16 protein-coding genes and 1 pseudogene are annotated in these 18,185 nt (G+C 72.3%); 10 read left to right on the forward strand and 7 right to left on the reverse strand.

What is annotated here, in order from left to right; translation table 11 throughout:
* From ABD211_RS27615 to ABD211_RS27630, 4 genes and pseudogenes are all read left to right on the forward strand, one after another.
* A pseudogene (locus ABD211_RS27615) lies at positions 1 to 211 on the forward strand (hypothetical protein); the annotation flags it as partial.
* 756 nt (positions 212 to 967) lie between these two features.
* On the forward strand, positions 968 to 1,585 hold the full coding sequence (locus ABD211_RS27620) for a class I SAM-dependent methyltransferase (protein ID WP_344138174.1): 618 nt from the start codon (positions 968 to 970) through the stop codon (positions 1,583 to 1,585).
* 21 nt (positions 1,586 to 1,606) lie between these two features.
* Entirely contained in the window at positions 1,607 to 3,310 is a 1,704-nt protein-coding gene (locus ABD211_RS27625) for an ABC-F family ATP-binding cassette domain-containing protein (RefSeq protein ID WP_344138177.1), read from the forward strand.
* Positions 3,311 to 3,318: 8 nt separating this feature from the next.
* Positions 3,319 to 4,152, forward strand: coding sequence for an EamA family transporter (locus tag ABD211_RS27630; protein WP_344138180.1), 834 nt, complete (start codon positions 3,319 to 3,321; stop codon positions 4,150 to 4,152).
* A gap of 7 nt (positions 4,153 to 4,159) precedes the next feature.
* Here the strand turns inward: ABD211_RS27630 and ABD211_RS27635 are convergent, their stop codons facing one another.
* Complete coding sequence (locus tag ABD211_RS27635) at positions 4,160 to 5,545, reverse strand: transporter permease (protein WP_344138183.1); 1,386 nt, start codon at positions 5,543 to 5,545, stop codon at positions 4,160 to 4,162.
* A gap of 87 nt (positions 5,546 to 5,632) precedes the next feature.
* Entirely contained in the window at positions 5,633 to 6,769 is a 1,137-nt protein-coding gene (locus tag ABD211_RS27640; RefSeq protein WP_344138186.1) for a uroporphyrinogen-III synthase, read from the reverse strand.
* A gap of 496 nt (positions 6,770 to 7,265) precedes the next feature.
* On the opposite strand from ABD211_RS27640, the gene ABD211_RS27645 reads away from it, so the two are divergent.
* The 4 genes from ABD211_RS27645 (at position 7,266) to glmM (ending at position 11,308) form a co-directional block, all read left to right on the forward strand.
* Positions 7,266 to 8,699, forward strand: coding sequence for an MFS transporter (locus ABD211_RS27645; RefSeq protein ID WP_344138189.1), 1,434 nt, complete (start codon positions 7,266 to 7,268; stop codon positions 8,697 to 8,699).
* Positions 8,700 to 8,930: 231 nt separating this feature from the next.
* Positions 8,931 to 9,374: a 50S ribosomal protein L13 gene (gene rplM, locus ABD211_RS27650; protein WP_344078704.1), complete on the forward strand. Its 444-nt coding sequence runs from the start codon at positions 8,931 to 8,933 to the stop codon at positions 9,372 to 9,374.
* A gap of 20 nt (positions 9,375 to 9,394) precedes the next feature.
* Positions 9,395 to 9,898, forward strand: a complete 504-nt coding sequence (rpsI, locus tag ABD211_RS27655; RefSeq protein ID WP_425560547.1) for a 30S ribosomal protein S9 — start codon at positions 9,395 to 9,397, stop codon at positions 9,896 to 9,898.
* Positions 9,899 to 9,955: 57 nt separating this feature from the next.
* Entirely contained in the window at positions 9,956 to 11,308 is a 1,353-nt protein-coding gene (glmM, locus tag ABD211_RS27660) for a phosphoglucosamine mutase (RefSeq protein ID WP_344138196.1), read from the forward strand.
* A 161-nt stretch (positions 11,309 to 11,469) separates the two neighbouring features.
* Here glmM and ABD211_RS27665 read toward each other — a convergent pair whose 3' ends face one another.
* Together ABD211_RS27665 and ABD211_RS27670 are read right to left on the reverse strand one after the other, a co-directional pair.
* Positions 11,470 to 12,669: a pyridoxal phosphate-dependent aminotransferase gene (locus ABD211_RS27665; protein ID WP_344138199.1), complete on the reverse strand. Its 1,200-nt coding sequence runs from the start codon at positions 12,667 to 12,669 to the stop codon at positions 11,470 to 11,472.
* Between the two features lie 10 nt (positions 12,670 to 12,679).
* Positions 12,680 to 12,979, reverse strand: coding sequence for a hypothetical protein (locus ABD211_RS27670; RefSeq protein ID WP_344138202.1), 300 nt, complete (start codon positions 12,977 to 12,979; stop codon positions 12,680 to 12,682).
* Between the two features lie 261 nt (positions 12,980 to 13,240).
* Between ABD211_RS27670 and glmS the strand changes: the two genes are divergently transcribed.
* Positions 13,241 to 15,130, forward strand: a complete 1,890-nt coding sequence (gene glmS, locus ABD211_RS27675) for a glutamine--fructose-6-phosphate transaminase (isomerizing) (RefSeq protein ID WP_344138204.1) — start codon at positions 13,241 to 13,243, stop codon at positions 15,128 to 15,130.
* Positions 15,131 to 15,253: 123 nt separating this feature from the next.
* Entirely contained in the window at positions 15,254 to 16,465 is a 1,212-nt protein-coding gene (locus tag ABD211_RS27680) for a cellulose binding domain-containing protein (RefSeq protein ID WP_344138207.1), read from the forward strand.
* Positions 16,466 to 16,525: 60 nt separating this feature from the next.
* On the opposite strand, the gene ABD211_RS27685 is transcribed toward ABD211_RS27680, so the two are convergent.
* From ABD211_RS27685 to ABD211_RS27695, 3 genes are all read right to left on the reverse strand, one after another.
* Entirely contained in the window at positions 16,526 to 17,005 is a 480-nt protein-coding gene (locus tag ABD211_RS27685; protein WP_344138209.1) for a PIN domain-containing protein, read from the reverse strand.
* Entirely contained in the window at positions 17,002 to 17,211 is a 210-nt protein-coding gene (locus tag ABD211_RS27690) for a DUF2191 domain-containing protein (RefSeq protein ID WP_344138212.1), read from the reverse strand. The genes ABD211_RS27685 and ABD211_RS27690 overlap by 4 nt, the downstream gene beginning before the upstream one ends.
* A 54-nt stretch (positions 17,212 to 17,265) precedes the next feature.
* The coding region (locus ABD211_RS27695; RefSeq protein ID WP_344138214.1) for an alpha/beta hydrolase at positions 17,266 to 18,185 on the reverse strand (920 nt) is incomplete at its 5' end.

Here is an 18,185-nt window from a genome sequence, read left to right on the forward strand (position 1 = left end):
CGCCGCCGGGCCGGGCGGCGTCGAGTGCGGCGCCATCGGGGAGCCGGCGCGGGACGCGCCGGGCGGCGGTGTCAGCGGCCCGGAGCGCGGCGAAACCGGCGGCGTCGCGGGTCCAGGTCGCGGCGAGATCGGCGGCATCGGGGGTCCAGGACGGAACGAACCCGGCGGCGTCGCGGGTCCAGAACCCGGCGCGGCCGCCGGCCCGGGGTAGGGCGTTGCGGGCGGCGTAGACGGCCCCGACCGGGGCGCGACAGGAGGCCCGGAGCGTGGCGTCGCCGGCGGGGCTGACCGCGGCGGCGCCGGAGGCCCTGACCGGGGCGGCGCTGGCGGTGCCGACCGGGGCGGCGTGCCCGCACCCGACGTGGGTGGGGTCAGGCCCGAGGCGGGCGGCGGCGGCTGTGGCACCCGGCGGCCCGCCGGGATGAAGCGGGTCGACAGGGCGTCGCCCCGGGAGCTGAGCGGTCCGGCGGGCGGCCCGCTGGCCTGCGTGAGCCAGCTCGGCACCGTGGACGACGGGTTGGCCGGGCCTTGCGAGATACGGGGCTGCCCGGGCCGCTCCAGCGGCCGGGGTGGTGGCGGCGGTGGCCCGCTCGACGACGTGGGCGCGGGCGGCGTGAGCCGCCGGCCCTGGTCACCATGCCGGCCCGGCTGGCCGCCGGTGTCGCGGCTCGCGGCGCGGTTGCCGCCCGTGTCGCGGCCGGATCCCGACGGGCCCGGGTGCGCCTCCGGGGACCGGCGGGGATCGGAGGTGCGCCGGCCAGGTTCGGCCGAATGGCGCGCGGGAGGCCCTGGCTGGGCGCTATGTGACGCGTCGGCATCGTCGCCCTCCGCGGCACGTCGGCGCGAGGGCCGATCGTCCGCCGGCGGGCCGTACCGGTACGTCATGGCGCTCAGGTTACCCAACAGTGTGAACCCTGGGGTGCTGGCGTCGGTGGGCCGACCTTCGGGCTCGTGGAGAATGGCTGGCGTGAGCGCGGAGCACTACTTTACGGCTGAGCCGACGGCCCCGGCCCGGGCCGCCGAGGTGGAATTCTCGGTCGCCGGGCACGACTTCCGGCTCGCGGCGGCCGGCGGGGTGTTCTCGGCCGACCGGCTCGACCCCGGCACGGCGGTGCTGCTGCGCAAGGCGGAGCTGCCCGACGAGGCCACCGACGGCGCCCTGCTGGACCTCGGCTGCGGCTACGGCCCGATCGCCGTCGTCCTGGCCACCCTGGCCCCGAAGGCGACCGTCTACGCCGTCGACGTGAACGAGCGGGCGCTCGCTCTGGCCGAGCGGAACTCACAGGGTCTGAAGGTCGTCACGGGCACCCCCGACAGCGTCCCCACGGACGTCCGGTTCGCCGAGATCTGGTCGAACCCGCCCATCCGGGTCGGCAAGGCCGACCTGCACGACCTGCTGGCCCGCTGGCTGCCCCGGCTCGCCCCGGACGGGGTCGCCTGGCTGGTCGTGGGCCGCCACCTCGGCGCCGACTCGCTGGCCCAGTGGCTGGTCGGGCAGGGCTGGGCGGTGACCCGCCACGCCAGCCAGAAGGGCTTCCGCGTGCTGCGCGTGACGCCTGTGGATAACAACTTGTCGGCCCCGTAGCGACCAGGCACTATTCCGGCCGTGGGTTATGTGGATATCGCCGGCGTCGCGCACACGCTGCCGGACGGCCGGCAGCTCTTCTCCGACGTCAGCTTCCGGGTCGGCGAGGGCGCCAAGGTCGCGCTCGTGGGCCCGAACGGCGCCGGCAAGACGACGCTGCTGCGCATGGTGGCCGGCGACCTCACCGCACAACAGGGCGTCATCGCCCGCGCCGGCGGCCTGGGCGTCATGCGCCAGTTCATCGGCCAGATCGGTGCCGGCGGCACGGCGTACTGGGACTCTCCCGACCGTACCCTCCAAGATCTTGCATTGAGTCTCGCGGAGCCGGCGGTCCGCGCGGCGGGCGAGAAGCTCGCGGCCGCGGAGGAGAACCTCGCGCGGGCCGAGGCCCGCGGCAAGTTCAGCACCGCGTCGCAGAAGGCCCAGATGGCGTACGCGCACGCGATCGCCACCTGGGGCGAGTGCGGCGGCTACGAGGCGGAGGTGCTGTTCGACACGGCCGCCGTCGCTGCGGTCGGCAAGCCGTGGGACGAGGTGAGGACCCGGCCCGTGCGCACCCTGTCGGGCGGTCAGCAGAAGCGGTTCGCGCTGGTCCTGTTGCTGCGCAGCGCCAACGAGGTGCTGCTGCTCGACGAGCCGGACAACTTCCTCGACGTGCCCGCCAAGCGCTGGCTGGAGAGCGAGCTGAAGGAGTCGGACAAGTCCGTACTCTTCGTGTCCCACGACCGTGAGCTGCTCGCGGAGACCGCCACCCGGGTCGTCGCCGTCGAGGGCGGCGGCGCGTGGACGCACCCCGGCGGGTTCGCCACCTGGCACGCCGCGCGGGAGGCCCGCTACGACAAGCTCGACGAGCTGCGCCGCCGCTGGGACGAGGAGCATCAGAAGCTCAAGGACCTGGTGCTCATGTACAAGACGAAGGCCGCCTACAACGACGGCCTCGCGTCGCGGCTGCAGGCGGCGCGCACCCGGCTCGCCAAGTTCGAGGAGGCGGGCCCGCCCGAGCTGCGCCCCAAGGACCAGACCATCAAGATGCGCCTGCAGGGCGGTCGCACCGGCAAGCGCGCCATCGTCTGCGAGCAGCTCGAGCTCGACAACCTGACGTTCCCGTTCGACCTGGAGGTCTGGTACGGCGACCGGGTCGCGGTGCTCGGCGCGAACGGCACCGGCAAGTCGCACTTCCTGCGGCTGCTTGCGCGCGGCGGCACGGCACCGGACGCCGAGACGTCGCCGGTCGACGGGGCGGTGCTCGCGCCCGTCGCGCACCACGGCGTCGTGCGGCTCGGCGCGCGGGTGCGGCCCGGCCACTTCTCGCAGACCCACGACCGGCCCGACCTCGCGGACAGGACGCTCGTCGAGGTGCTCTGGCGCGGCGACGAGCACCGCACCGGCCTGCCGCGCGGCGAGGCCATCAAGGTGCTGTCGCGCTACGAGCTGGCCGCGCAGGGCGACCAGAAGTTCAACACGCTCTCCGGGGGCCAGCAGGCGCGGTTCCTGGTGCTGCTGCTCGAGCTGTCCGGGGCGACGCTGCTGCTGCTCGACGAGCCGACCGACAACCTCGACCTGGCCAGCGCCGAGGCGCTGGAGGAGGGCCTGGCCGCCTTCTCCGGCACGGTCGTGGCGGTGACGCACGACCGGTGGTTCTCGCGGTCGTTCAACCGGTACGTGCTCTTCGGCGGGGACGGCGAGGTCACCGAGACGCCCGAGCCGGTCTGGGACGTCCGCTGACCCCGGTCGTGGTCGCGGCGGTGCTCGGTGCCGCCGTGCTGCACGCCGCCTGGAACGCGCTGGCCAAGGCCATTCCGGACCGCCGGATCGCCTCCGCGCTCATCGGGGCGGCGTCGGTGCCGGTCGCGCTCGTCGGCATCGGGCTGCTGCCCGGCCCGGCGGCCGCGGCCTGGCCGTACCTGGTGGTGTCGGGGGTGCTGCAGACGGCCTACCTACTGTTGATCATCAGTGCGTACCGGCACGGCGACTTCGGCACGATCTACCCACTGGCGCGCGGGACGTCCCCGCTGCTCGTCACCGTGGTGTCGGTGACGCTGCTGGGTGATCGGCTCACGTTTCTCGAACTGACCGGCGTGGCCGTGGTCTCGGTCGCCCTGTGCGGGCTGGTCTTCGCGCGCGGCCGGCCCGCCGCCGGGTCGTGGCGCGGGCCGGCCATGGCCGTCGCGACCGGCGTGATGATCGCGGCGTACACGGTGGTCGACGGGGTGGGGGTGCGACTGTCCGGCGCGCCGCTCGCGTATGCCGCGTGGCTGTTCCTGCTGCACGGGACGCTGGTGTTCGCGGTGTGCGCGGTCCTCTACGGCAGGGGGTTCGCGGCCGGGCTGGTCCGGTCGTGGCGGCCGGGTGTGCTGGGCGGGCTGCTGTCGCTCGCGGCGTACGGCATTGTGCTGTGGGCGCAGTCGCGCAGCCCGTTGGCGCTGGTCTCGGCGATGCGGGAGACCAGCGTGCTGTTCGCCGTCGGCATCGGAGCCGTGGTGTTCGCGGAGAAGGTCACCGCCCGGGCAGTGGCCGCCACGGTGCTGGCCGTCGCGGGCATCGCCCTCATGAAGCTCGGGGCCTGACCGGCCGTCAGGGCCGGCCCGGGGTGAGGATGTTCGTGGTGGGCTCGTCGGGGTCGCTGTCGCGGCCGGCCGGCAGGGTCGGCAGCGCGGGGCTCGGTGGCGGCTCCGCCTTGGCGTGCCGGGACCGCTTCGGGGCGGGCGGCGGCGTGTCGCGGGGGATCTCCACCGTGGGCGGCTCGGGCGCCGCGGCCTTGCCCCGCGAGCGCGGCCTCGGCGCGGTAACGGTCGGCGCCTCGACGCTCGGCGGCATGCCGAGCAGCGGGGGAGCGGCCGGCGGCGTGGCCGCGGCCTCGCGCTGTTTGGTGGACCGCGACCGGCGCCCCTTCGGGGCCTCGGCCTGCGTCGGGGCCTGCGGCGCCGTGGGGGCGTCGTCCGCGATGCCGCCCGGGTACGCGGCGGCCGCCTCGGGCGTCACCGGGGTTTGGGCCGGCACGGGGTTGCCGGTCTGGCCGGGGCCCAACCCGGACACCCAGCCGACGTAGTCGGTCTCGCCGTTGGGCACCGGGGTGCGCGACGGCGGGCGGCGCGGCTTCGGCGGCCGGCGGCCGGCGGCGGCCACGACGAGCGACGCCACGACGCTGGCGAGGACGCCCAGCAGCGCGGTCCGGTACGGCACGAGCTGGTCGGTGTGGTCGCCGCTGACGCCCGGCCCCGCGATGAGGTACGCGACCGCGATGAGGGCCGGCCCGCCGAGCCCGGAGACGGCCACGGCCAGCTTGCCGGAGCCGCCGAACCTGGCGATCATGGCGAGCGTCGCGGAGACGAGCACCACGAGCCCGAGGGTGGTCCAGATCAGCGGGTCGCTGGGCAGCACGAACTGCTCGGGCACGGCGAGGCGGGCCAGCGGCCACGGCTCCTGCGTGATCAGCGGCCAGATGATCGAACCGGCGGCGAACAGCCACACCCACACCGCCGTGGTGATGATGTTGCCGGCCACCGGGGTCCAGGTCAGCGCGCCGATGGCGATCACGATGCCGGCCGGCACCGCGACGCCACTGGTGATCATGACAACGAGGTCGGGGTTGATGTTCGTGGGCGGGCGGGCGGCCGTCGCGGGCAGCACCGCGAGGAACGCCGACGCGCCGCCGCCGATGCCGGCCACCACGGACACCGCGGTGCGGCCCGGCCAGCCGGCGACGCGCTTGAGGCGACGGCCCAGGCGCGCGGCCGAGCCGGCGCCGGCGACCGTCGCGGTCAGCACGATCCACGCCACCCAGGTCAGCAGCGCCGACCAGCCGTTCTCACCGCCGGCCTCGAACGGACGGTCCCACCGCACGATGTCGAGGCCGTAGAGCACGCCGAGCTGACCCGCGCCCACCAGAAAGGCGACGCCCACCGCGGTGGCGCACAACCGTGTCCACTCGCGCAGTGCCTGCCGCACGCTCGCTGCCATGGCAGGCAGCGTACGAGTGTCCGGTCCTATACGCGAGCGGCACTCGTCCCCTTTACGGGTCCGCTTCCCGACCGGTTACACCACGTGTTATTCCACGCGCAACCGGTAGCCGCGCTTGACGACGGTCTGGATGAACGACGACCGGCCCAGCGCCGCGCGCAGCCGCGCCACCGCCATCTCCACGGCGTGCTCGTCGGCGCCGCGCGGCAGGGCCGCGAGCAGCTCGGAACGCGGCAGCACCTTGCCGGGCTGGGTGGCGAGCGTGCGCAGGATCGCCATCTGGGCGGGTGGCAGCGGACGCAACTGCCCGTCGACGACGGCGGCGTGCCCGCGTAGCGTCAGCTCCGAGCCCGCGACCTTGAGGGTGCGGGTGCGGCGCGGCAGCTCCTCGATCAGGGCGCGGGCCAGGGCGCCGAGGCGCGCCCGGTTCGGCGCGAGCACCGGCACGCCCTGCTTGCGCAGGGGCGCGGCCGTGACCGGGCCGACGCAGCCGGCCAGCACGTCCGACTTGAGTGCGGCCAGCACGGCGTCGGTGTCCGAACCCGCCGCGCGCAGCAGCGAGATGACGGCCGGCGCGGAGGTGAACGTGACGGCGTCGACCAGCCGGTTGGTGATGAGGTCGATGAGTCGCTGCAGCGGCGTCGGGTCGGTCGGCGGCGCCCACCGGTAGACGGGGACCTCGACGACGTCGGCCCCGGCCGCGGAGAGCGCGCCGCAGAACTCCTCCTGCGGCTCGCCGTGCAACTGCACCGCGACGCGGCGACCGGCCAGGCCGTTCTTGCTGCCCGGCAGGTGCGCGCCCGCGTTGCGGCCGCTGTTCTGCTGGCGCACCAGGTGGTCGAGCAGCTCGGCACAGCTCTCGGACTCCGGTGACCACGCCTCCATGAGCCCGGCCGCGCGCAGCGCGCCGCGGGCCTTGGGCCCGCGGGCGACAAGGTAGGCCGAGGACAGCTGGTTGCGCAGCGCCTCGCCGAGCCCCCACCCCTCGGCGGCCTCCAGCCAACCGCGCATGCCGATGCCGGTGTTCGCCACGACGATGTCGGGCGGGTTGTCGAGCAGCGCGTACGTCGCCGTGCGCAGGCGACTGTCGTCGGCCAGCGGCACGATTCTCAGCGCGGGCGCGAGAACCACGCGGGCGCCGTGGCGTTCCAGCAGCGCCGCGAGCTCGTCACGCCGACGATCGGCCGTGACCGCGACGGTGAAGCCCGCCAACACCTCCGTCATCGCGCCTACCCGGACGCCCGAGAGGGTTGGGTGCACATGTCGGCCGCCTTCCATTCGTCACGACTGCGGTGGCGCCCCCCGGCGGTCACCGCGAGCCCGGCGGGGAGCAGCTCTCCTCGGGAGAGCGGGCGCTGGCTGCCAGGCACATGGCAGAAATCGTGACGGCGGGCCGTTTCGGTCCGGCGTCCCGTTTGTTTCTCGCCTGCTAAGAGCAACTCACAGCAGGTGATCGCGTCGCGATTCTTGACGCCCTGCCCAGATGGCGAAAATCCGGTCCCGAAAAGTGGGAGCAGGCCTGGCGAACGCCCGTCGATGCCCCCGGTCCGGGCTTCCTCACGTCCGTGGCGATCTCACCTTCATAACCGGACTCCCGTGCGTCAACGGTTGCGCGCCCGACTCCGTAGTACCACGGCCAGGAAATCGACCGTTCTTAACGTTTGTGCAGAACTCATCGCAGCGTTCCCCAAGTACACCGACAAAGTCGAGGAGCAAGCTCATGAGTACCGTCATCGACGCCGCGCCGCCGCCGGTAGCGGCCGGGCAGGCACCTGGCAAGGGGCGCTGGATTGAGGACTGGCGGCCGGAGGACGCGGACTTCTGGGCCAGCACTGGCAAGAAGGTGGCCAAGCGCAACCTCATCTTCTCGATCTTCTCCGAGCACCTGGCCTTCTCGGTCTGGGTGATCTGGAGCATCCTGGTCGTCTCCCTGGGCACCCTCAAGGACGCCTCGGGCGTCGCGCTCTATCCCGACCTGGTCGCGACCCCGGCGAACGCCGACAAGATCTTCTGGCTGGTCGCGCTGCCGAACCTGATCGGCGCGCTCATGCGGTTCCCGTACACCCTGGCGGTGGGTCGTTTCGGCGGGCGCAACTGGACCGTGATCAGCGCGCTGCTGCTGCTCATCCCGGTGGGCCTCGCCCTGTATGTGGTGCTCACCCCGGGCGTCTCGTACGGCTTCCTGCTGTTCGCCGCGATCACGGCGGGCTTCGGCGGTGGCAACTTCGCCTCGTCGATGTCCAACATCTCGTACTTCTACCCGGAGCGCAGCAAGGGCACGGCGCTGGGCATCAACGCCGCGGGCGGCAACATCGGCCTCAGCTCGATGCAGCTGTTCATGCCGCTGATGCTGTTCATGGGCCTGAGCCTGACGTTCGCCACCGCGTTCTGGCTGCCGCTCGTGCTGGCCTCCGCGGTGTGCGCCTTCTTCTTCATGAACAACCTGCACGTGTCGAAGGCGACCCTGGCCCAGCAGTTCGCGGCCGCCAAGCGCAAGCACGCCTGGATCATGTCGTTCCTCTACATCGGCACCTTCGGCTCGTTCCTCGGCCTGGCCGCCTCCTTCCCGGCCACGCTGAAGTTCGTCTTCCCGGACGACCAGAAGTTCAACTTCCTGGGTACGGGCCTGCTGCTGCCGATCGCCTTCCTCGGCCCGCTGGTCGGATCGCTCGCCCGGCCGTTCGGTGGTTGGATCGCCGACCGCGTCGGCGGCGCGCTGGTGACCGCGGGCGTGTTCGCGCTCATGGCGGTCTGCTCGTTCGGCGCGATCGCGGCGGCCAGTGCCAGGAACCTGGGCATGTTCATCGCCTCCATGCTGGTGCTGTTCGCCATGGCGGGCGCGGGCAACGGGTCCACCTACCGGATGATTCCGGCGATCTTCAAGCGTCAGGCGGACGCTGAGATCGCCAGGACCCCCGGCCAGGAGGAGAAGCTGATCGCCCAGTCCCGTCGCGAGGGTGCGGCCACGCTCGGCATGGCTGGCGCGATCGGCGCCATCGGCGGCTTCATCCTGCCGAAGGTGATCGGTGACTCGATCAAGGCGACGAACGGCATCGGGAACGCCTTCTCGTGGTTCATCGCGATGTACGTGGTGTGCCTGATCGTGACCTTGGTGGTCTATGTCCGCAAGGGCGCCACCATGTCGCGCGTCTGAGCTCACCTGGCCAGTTTGAGCGCGCCCCGTTGCCGGCACGTCGATGCCGGAGGCGGGGCGCGCTGGGCGTTTTGACCTCGCCCAGCGGGAACGGGTACAGTCATGGGCTGTTGAGCGTGAACTGCGCGTGTCCGAAATCGGGTACGCTCGTTGACTGTGCTGCTTTGGCCGTGCGCCCTGGGCGTCGGCGAGCATCAGCCTCAAGACCGACGAATGAGACAAGGTAGACCTGTGGGTACGTACAGCCCGAAGCCGGGTGAAATCGAGCGGCAGTGGGTCGTGATCGACGCCGCTGACGTCGTGCTGGGCCGCCTGGCGACCCACGCCGCCACCATCCTGCGCGGCAAGCACAAGCCGACCTTCGCGCCGCACGTCGACACGGGTGACTTCGTCATCGTCGTCAACGCCGGCAAGGTCGCCCTGACCGGCAACAAGCGCCAGGACAAGAAGGCCTACCGGCACTCGGGCTTCCCGGGCGGTCTCAAGGCGGTCAGCTACGACGAGCTGCTGGACAAGCGCCCCGAGCGCGCGATCGAGCTGGCCGTGAAGGGCATGCTCCCGCACAACCGCCTCGGCCGGAAGCTGATCAAGAAGCTCAAGGTGTACGCCGGCCCCGAGCACCCGCACGCCGCGCAGCAGCCGGTGCCGTTCGAGATCAAGCAGATCGCGCAGTGAGCGCAGGCGAAGGAACCACTGTGACTGAGACCACCACCGAAGCCGCCGTCGAGGCCCCCGAGGCCGTCGAGGTTGTTCACGAGACCTCCACGCCGGCTCCCGCGCCCGTCAAGGCGCCCAAGAGCACCCCGCGCCACGACCGGCCGATCCAGACCGTCGGTCGCCGCAAGGAGGCGATCGTCCGCGTCCGCCTGGTCGCCGGCACCGGCAAGTTCACGCTGAACGGCCGCGAGCTGGAGACCTACTTCCCGAGCAAGGTGCACCAGCAGCTCGTCCGCGAGCCGCTCGTGGTCGCCGAGCGGGCCGACACCCTCGACGTCATCGCGAACCTGCGCGGCGGCGGCGTGACGGGCCAGGCCGGCGCGCTGCGCCTCGCGATCGCCCGCGCGATCTGCGACCTCGACATCGACGACCGCCCCGCGCTGAAGAAGGCGGGCTTCCTGACCCGCGACGCCCGGGTCAAGGAGCGCAAGAAGTACGGTCTCAAGAAGGCCCGTAAGGCTCCGCAGTACTCGAAGCGTTGATCGCTCGTTAGTCAGCACGTCGGGGGGACCGCCGTTCAGGCNGTGGAAGGCGTTCCCATGGCAGCCAGGCGACTCTTCGGCACCGATGGCATCCGCGGCGTGGCCAACGCCGACCTCACCCCCGAGCTGGCGCTCTCCGTATCCCTCGCGGCAGCGCACATCCTCGCGGAGCAGGACAGATCACACCCGCCGGTCGTGGTGGTCGGGCGTGACCCTCGGGCCAGCGGCGAGATGCTGGAGGCCGCCGTCGTGGCCGGGCTCACCAGCGCCGGCGCCACGGTCATCCGGGTCGGCGTGCTGCCCACCCCGGGTGTCGCGTTCCTCACGGCCGAGGCCAAGGCCGACTTCGGCGTCATGCTCTCCGCCTCGCACAACCCGATGCCCGACAACGGCATCAAGCTCTTCGCCGCCGGCGGGCACAAGCTGCCCGACAAGGTCGAGCGCGAGATCGAGGCCGCCATCGAGAGCCCGGAGAGCTGGAAGCGCCCGACCGGGATGCGCGTCGGCCGCGTGCACGACCTCATCGACGGCCGCGACCATTACGTCAAGCATCTCGTGGCGACCGCCCCGCACCCGCTGACCGGGCTGAAGGTTGTGGTCGACTGCGCCAACGGCGCCGCCTCCGACGTGGCCCCCGAGGTGTACCGGGAGGCCGGCGCCGAGGTCATCGAGATCAACGCCGACCCGGACGGCATCAACATCAACGACGGGTGCGGCTCCACCCACCTGGAGGACCTGCAGGCGGCCGTCGTCGAGCACGGCGCCGACCTCGGCGTGGCCCACGACGGCGACGCCGACCGGGTGCTCGCCATCGACGCGACGGGCGCCGTGGTGGACGGGGACGAGATCCTCGCCGTCCTGGCCCTCGCCATGCGGGAGGCCGGCACCCTCACCGACGACACCGTCGTCGCCACCGTCATGAGCAACCTCGGCCTGCGGTTGGCCCTCAAGCGCGAAGGGCTGCGGCTCATCGAGACCGCCGTCGGCGACCGGTACGTCCTGGAGGCGCTGCGCGCCAGCGGGTACGCCCTCGGCGGTGAGCAGTCGGGCCACGTGGTCATGCCCGCGCACGCCACGACCGGCGACGGCGTGCTCACCGCGCTGCACCTGATGGCCCGCGTCGCCGCGACCGGCCGGTCCCTCGCCGCCCTGGCCTCGGTCGTCACCAAGCTGCCCCAGGTGCTGGTCAACGTCCGCGTGGCCGACCGCGCCGAGGGCGCGTCCGCGCCCGCCGTCCTGGCCGCCGTCACGGCCGCCGAGGCCGAGCTCGGCGACACCGGCCGCGTCCTGCTGCGCCCGTCGGGCACGGAGCCCCTCGTCCGCGTGATGGTCGAGGCCCCCACGCTGGACGAGGCCCAGTCGGTCGCCGACCGCATCGCGGACAAGGTCCGCGCGGCAAGCCCCGCATAACCCCCCGCATCGCCCACCCGCCGCCAGGCCGCCCTTCGCGCGGCCACCCCGACGTTTGGACCGTCACGCTGGTTATTCCGCCCGGAATTCCCTGCCTGACGGTCCGAACGTCGGAAACGCCGCGCGAAGCGCGGCGTTTCGGCGTGACGCGCGGGGTGGGGTTACGACGCGAATGTCGCGTGGCGTAGGCGCGTCGCCGCCTCGCGGAGGATCTCCGGCCGCTTGCAGAACGCGAAGCGGACCAGGCGCCGCCCCGCCTCGACGTGGTCGTAGAAGACCTGCGTCGGGACCGCCACCACACCCGCCGCGGTGGGGAGCGCGCGGCAGAAGTCGATGCCGTCGTGCCCGCCGACCGGGGCGATGTCCACCGTGATGAAGTACGTCCCCTCGCTGCGCTGGACCGTGAACCCCGCGTCGGTCAGCCCGGCGGCGAGCAGGTCCCGCTTGGCCTGCAGGTCGGCGGTGAAGGCGGCGTAGTAGTCGTCGCCGAGGCCCAGGGCCACCGCGACGGCGGGTTGCAGCGGGGCGCCGTTGACGTAGGTGAGGAACTGCTTGACCCGGGTCACCGCCGACACCAGCGGCGCCGGCCCGCTCACCCAGCCGACCTTCCACCCGGTGCAGGAGAACGTCTTGCCGGCCGAGGACACCCGCAGCGTCCGGTCGCGCATCCCCGGCAGGGTGGCGAGCGGGATGTGCGGGGCGGCCGCGTCGGTGAACACGAGGTGCTCGTAGACCTCATCGGTGACGACCGGGACGTCGTACTCCTGGCACAGCGACGCGATCAGGGTGAGCTCGTCGCGGTCGAAGACCTTGCCGGTGGGGTTGTGCGGCGAGTTCAGCAGCACGAGCCGCGTCCGCGGCCCGAACGCGGCCCGCAGCTCGTCGGGGTCGAACCCGTACCGCCCGTCGGGGCCGGGGCGCAGGGTCACCGGCCGCCGCACGCCCCCGGCGAGCGCGATGCCGGCCGCGTACGAGTCGTAGTAGGGCTCGAAGCAGACGACCTCGGCGCCGGGCTCGCACAGGGCGAGGACGGCCGCCGCGATGGCCTCCGTGGCCCCGGCCGTGACCAGCACCTCGCCGTCGGGGTCGTAGTCGAGCGCCCAGAACCGCCGCTGGTGCGCGGCGATGGCGGCGCGCAGCTCGGGGATGCCGGGCCCGGGCGGGTACTGGTTGCGACCGGCGCGCAGCGCCGCCGCGGCGGCCTCCAGCATCTCGGGCGGCCCGTCGGTGTCAGGGAAGCCCTGGCCGAGGTTGACCGCCCCGGTGCGCACGGCGAGCGCTGACATCTCGGCGAAGATCGTGGTGCCGAACTCGCGCATGCGCGTGACCAGTGGGTCCATGACTGTCGCGGTCTGGGTCATAGGACCGAATCTATCGGCCGCCGAGCAGGAAGATGCCGGCGATGCCGAGGCCGACGCAGCCGAGCACGACGATGCCGATGATGATGCCGACCAGCACCCCGTTGCGGCCCGCGGCGACCGGCTCGCGCCGGGTGGGCGGCGCCAGCGGGACGGGCCTGAAGACGGGCAGCTCGGACGTCGGCGGGTAGGGCGGCGGTGGCCGGTAGGACAACGAGTCCTCTTCGTTGAGGAAGATCGGACCGCTGTCCTCGGACGCGGGAGACGCAGGCTGACGGTCCGGCCGATCCGCTGGTTGCTGCGGGTACGTCATGGTCTCCAGTGCCCCCAGGTGCGGCCGGTTGTGGCGCCGCAGTCTGCCTCCGGGCGCGGGTCGCGCCCCTCCTCCGACAGTGTTGCAAGCTGCCGTCGCGGCATTCCGGCCAGAAAAGTATCAATAGGACTTAACGAAGTGTGAAATAAATCCGACACTTTCCTTGCCTGGCCGCGGAGTGGGCCGTTTCACTCATGACGACTGCGCGAAAGTCGGGTTTGCGCGCAACGATTTTGAGCGATGATAGGTAGGCTCCTGAGCATGTGCGGCATCGTTGGTTTTGTGGGCGCCCGACCGGCGCTGGGAATCGTGGTCGACGGCCTGCGTCGGCTGGAGTACCGGGGCTATGACTCGGCGGGCGTGGCCATCGTCGACGGGGGCGAGCTGCTCGTCCGCAAGCGTGCCGGCAAGCTCGCCAACCTGGAGAAGGCACTGGCCGGCAGCCCCGACGGCGGCGCCGCCATGGCGGTCGGCACGAGCGGCATCGGCCACACCCGGTGGGCCACCCACGGCGGCCCGACAGACCGCAACGCGCACCCGCACCGCTCGGCCGACGGCCGGGTCGCGGTGATCCACAACGGCATCATCGAAAATTTCGCCCGCCTGCGTGCCGAGCTGGAGGCGACCGGCGTCGAGTTCGCCAGCGACACCGACACCGAGGTGGCGGCGCACCTGCTGGCTGCTGAGCTGGCCGTACTCCGTGCTCAGGAGAGCGACGACCAGGGTGAGGTGCTCGCGGAGGCCATGCGCCGGGTGTGCCGGCGGCTGGAGGGGGCCTTCACGCTCCTCGCGATCGACGCGGACGCCCCCGGTGTGGTCGTGGGCGCGCGGCGCAACTCGCCGCTCGTGGTCGGCCGCGGTCAGGGCGAGAACTACCTGGCCAGCGACGTGTCCGCGTTCATCGAGCACACCCGTGAGGCGATCGAGCTCGGCCAGGACCAGGTTGTCAAGATCAGCGCTGATGAGATCGTGATCACGACGTTCGACGGCCAGCCCAGCCAGGGCAAGGACTACCACGTGAACTGGGACGCGGCCGCCGCCGAGAAGGGCGGCTACGACTGGTTCATGCTCAAGGAGATCGCCGAGCAGCCGCAGGCCGTGGCCGACACGCTGCGTGGCCGGCTCAGCGAGGCCGGCGAGATCATCCTGGACGAGGTCCGCCTCACCGACCAGGACCTGCGCGACGTCGACAAGATCTTCATCGTGTCGTGCGGCACCTCGTACCACGCGGGCCTCGTCGCCAAGTACGCCATCGAGCACTGGACGCGCATCCCGTGCGAGGTCGAGCTGGCCAGCGAGTTCCGCTACCGCGACCCGGTGCTCGACCGGTCCACGCTCGTCGTCGTGATCTCCCAGTCCGGCGAGACCATGGACACCCTCATGGCGCTGCGCCACGCCCGCGAGCAGAAGGCCCGCGTGCTGGCCATCTGCAACACCAACGGCTCGACCATCCCGCGCGAGTCCGACGCCGTCCTCTACACCCACGGCGGCCCCGAGATCGCGGTCGCCTCGACCAAGGCGTTCCTCACCCAGATCACCGCCTGCTACCTGGTCGGCCTGCACCTCGCGCAGGTGCGCGGCATCAAGTTCGCCGACGAGGTCGGTGCGATCGTCGCGCAGCTGCAGGCGATGCCCGACGCGATCGCGAAGGTGCTCACCACCATGGAGCCCGTCCGCGAGCTGGCCCGCTCCCTGGTGGACGTCAACACGATCCTGTTCATCGGCCGCCACGTGGGCTACCCGGTCGCCCTGGAGGGCGCGCTCAAGCTCAAGGAGCTGGCGTACATCCACGCCGAGGGCTTCGCCGCCGGGGAGCTCAAGCACGGGCCGATCGCCGTGATCGACGAGGGCACCCCCGTCGTGTGCGTGGTCCCGTCGTCCAAGGGCCGCAGCCTCCTGCACGACAAGGTCGTCTCCAACATCCAGGAGGTACGGGCGAGAGGCGCGCGCACGATCGTCATCGCCGAGGAGGGCGACGAGGCGGTCCGCCCGTACGCCGACCACCTGGTGGAAGTTCCAGCCGCCCCCACGCTGCTCGCACCGCTGCTGACGACCGTGCCGTTGCAGGTGTTCGCCTGTGAGGTCGCCGCCGCGCGCGGGCTCGACGTGGACCAGCCGCGCAACCTCGCCAAGTCCGTCACGGTGGAGTAGCGCGCGACTGTCGCGGTTAACCTCGGATGACTAGCATCGATCGATGATGATGCGGCAGGACCGGATTTAACCGGTTCGCCTGGCCGGCCGCCGATCGTTGTCAGAACTCCGAGGAGACCCCCCATGCGGAAGAGATCCGCGATCCAGGCGTTCCTGGCCGCCCTCGTGCTGGCGCTCGGCTACCTGGTGGTGCAGACCGTGGTCAGCGCGCCGGCCGCCTCGGCCGCCACGCCCGTCAAGGTCATGCCACTCGGCGACTCCATCACCGGTAACCCCGGTTGTTGGCGCGCCCTGCTGTGGAACAAGCTCGTCAGCGCCGGTTACACCAACATCGACTTCGTCGGCACGCAGCCCGCGCAGGGCTGCGGCGTGTCGCACGACGGCGACAACGAGGGCCACGGCGGCTACCTGGCCACGAACGTGGCCAACCAGAACATGCTGCCGCCGTGGCTGGCCGCCACGACCCCGGACATCGTGATCATGCACTTCGGCACGAACGATGTGTGGAGCAACATCGCGCCGAGCACCATCCTCGCGGCGTTCACCACGATGGTGAACCAGATGCGGGCCAGCAACCCCAACATGAGGATCCTGGTCGCGAAGATCATCCCGGTCGCGCCGGGCACCTGCGGTGACTGCCCGGCCCGGACGGTCGCGTTCAACGACGCGATCCCCGCGTGGGCGTCGTCGCTGTCGACGTCGCAGTCGCCGATCACGGTCGTCGACCAGTGGACCGGCTGGGTCCCGGCCACCGACACCTACGACGGCGTGCACCCGTCCGACCCGGCGGGCATCACGAAGATGGCCAACAACTGGTACGCCCCGCTCGTCGCCGCGCTCGGCGGCGTGACGCCGACGTCGGCCGCGCCGACCACCCGTCCGCCGACGTCCGCGGTCGTCACGTCGCGGGTGCCGACCTCGGCCGTCGTGACGTCCCGCGCGCCGACCTCGGCCGTTGTCACGTCCCGCGCGCCGACCTCGGCGCCGGTGACCACCCGTCCGGCGTCCTCGCCCGTGCCCACGACGAGCGGCGCCCCGACGGGCTCCTGCTCGGCCACCTACAAGATCGTGGGTTCGTGGCCCGGCGGTTTCCAGGGCGAGGTGACCGTGAAGGCGGGCTCCTCGGCGATCAGCAAGTGGACCACGTCCTGGACGTACGCCAACGGCCAGACCATCACGCAGTCGTGGAGCTCGACGTTGACCAGCAGCGGCGCCACGGTGACGGCCTCGAACGCGGCCTGGAACGGCAGCCTCGCGGCCGACGCGTCCACCACGTTCGGCTTCATCGGCACGTGGAACGGCACCAACCCGGTGCCCACGGTCACCTGCGCCTGACGCGGAAAGGTGCGGCGGGAACGTGTCCTCCAGGGGCGCGTTCCCGCCGCACTGTCGTGTTCAGAGGGTGCCGGGCGGGGCTATCCACGCCTGGGACTGGCCGGTGACGGCCGCGATGTGCTCGAACTCCTCGTCGTAGTGCAGCAGGACGGCGTCGTGGTGCTCCGCGACGGCGGCCGTGAGCAGGTCGACGAGCCCGGTCGCCCGGTGCTGGCCGTGCTTGGCGAGGCGGACCTGCACCTCCCGGGCGCGCTCCGCGATGGCCTCGGTGATCGGCAGCACCTGGTAGAGCTCGCGCCGCCGCTCGGCGATCCCGAGCACGTCCTCGTGGCAGCGCCCGGAGAAGCCGGCCTCCAGGTCGACCGTGACGCAGGTGGCGGCGACCCGGTCGGCGATGAGCGCGACGATGATCTCCCGGATGCCGGGGTGGCAGATGCGCGCCTGCGCCGACGTGTCGATGAGATAGAGCCGTTGGTGCGGGGGGAGGGACGGTAGCGGCGGCGGCCCGGCGTCGTCGGCCGGGGTGGTGCCGTCGGTCATCGCCTCGCCCGGGCCATCACGATCGGGTCGGTGATATCGGCGCCCACCCCGAGGGCGAGCGAGTCGTGCAGCGCCCGGGCCACGAGGCGCTGATGGTCGGCGACGACGCGCAGGGCCGCGGAGATGGTTTCCCGCCTGCCTGACGTGCCGAGCAGGGCGGCGGCCAGCGCGAGGTCATCATCGTCAATATTGACAAGCGCCTTCATTCGAGCGACCGTACTACCGCCCACCGTGGGTTGCATACCCATCACGGTGAGTTTCTATTTGACGTCGGCCAGGTGCTCGCCGCCGAGCGTGATGCGCGCGATGTTGTCAAGGCCCGAGCCGCCGAAATAACCGGAGTGCCCGCCGCCCGGGTCGCTGACGAAGACGTTCGCGCCGAACCCGGGGTCGCTCGGGTTGCGCCCGTGCCACAGCTCGACGTCGGGCACCGTGTCGCCGTACGTGCGGCTGAACGGGGCGGTCAGGTTGTGCCCCAGGTCGCGGGCGAACTGCCCGAAGCCGGGCGCGAAGTGCGCGACGGGGTCGTCGGCGACGGTGCTGGACCAGACATGCCCCGCCGGCAGGCGCAGGTCGCCCACGTCGGGCACGCCGACGCCCGCGCTGCCCACGAAGATGACGTCATCGGCGTCGAGGCCCGCGTCGCGGGCGGTCACCCCGATCACGAGCGACCCGTAGCTGTGGCCCAGCACGGTCTGGTGCGCCGGCGCGCCCTCGTGGGTGGCCCGCAGACCGTCCAGAAAGGAGTCCAGGGCCGGCTCGGCCCCGTGGGCCGTGCCGGCCGACGCGACGGCCGCCCACTCGGGGGAGTCGTACCCGAGCCACGTGATCGCCGACACCGCGTGCCGGTCGGCCGGCCCGTCGAGCCGCTCGGCCGCGTCGCGCAGGTCGTCCGTGCGGTCGAGGAGGTTGCCGACCCCGGCGATCCCGGGGTTCACCCCCGGCACGTACGTCAGCACGTCCGTGGCGTGGTCGGGGTCGCCCACCGCGACGACCGCCCGGCCGTCGCCGGAGACATCCAGATCCAGCAGGTACGCCGGCGCGCGGCCGCCATCCGCCAGCCGGGCCGCGATGGCGCCGAGGCCGCTCAGCCGTGCCTCGATCGCGCCGAGCCGGCGGGCCAGGGCGAGGCCACCGGTGCCCCGCACCGCGTCCTCGCGCTGGCGGGCGGCCGCGCCGA

Source organism: Luedemannella flava, assembly GCF_039528515.1.
Classification (GTDB): domain Bacteria; phylum Actinomycetota; class Actinomycetes; order Mycobacteriales; family Micromonosporaceae; genus Luedemannella; species Luedemannella flava.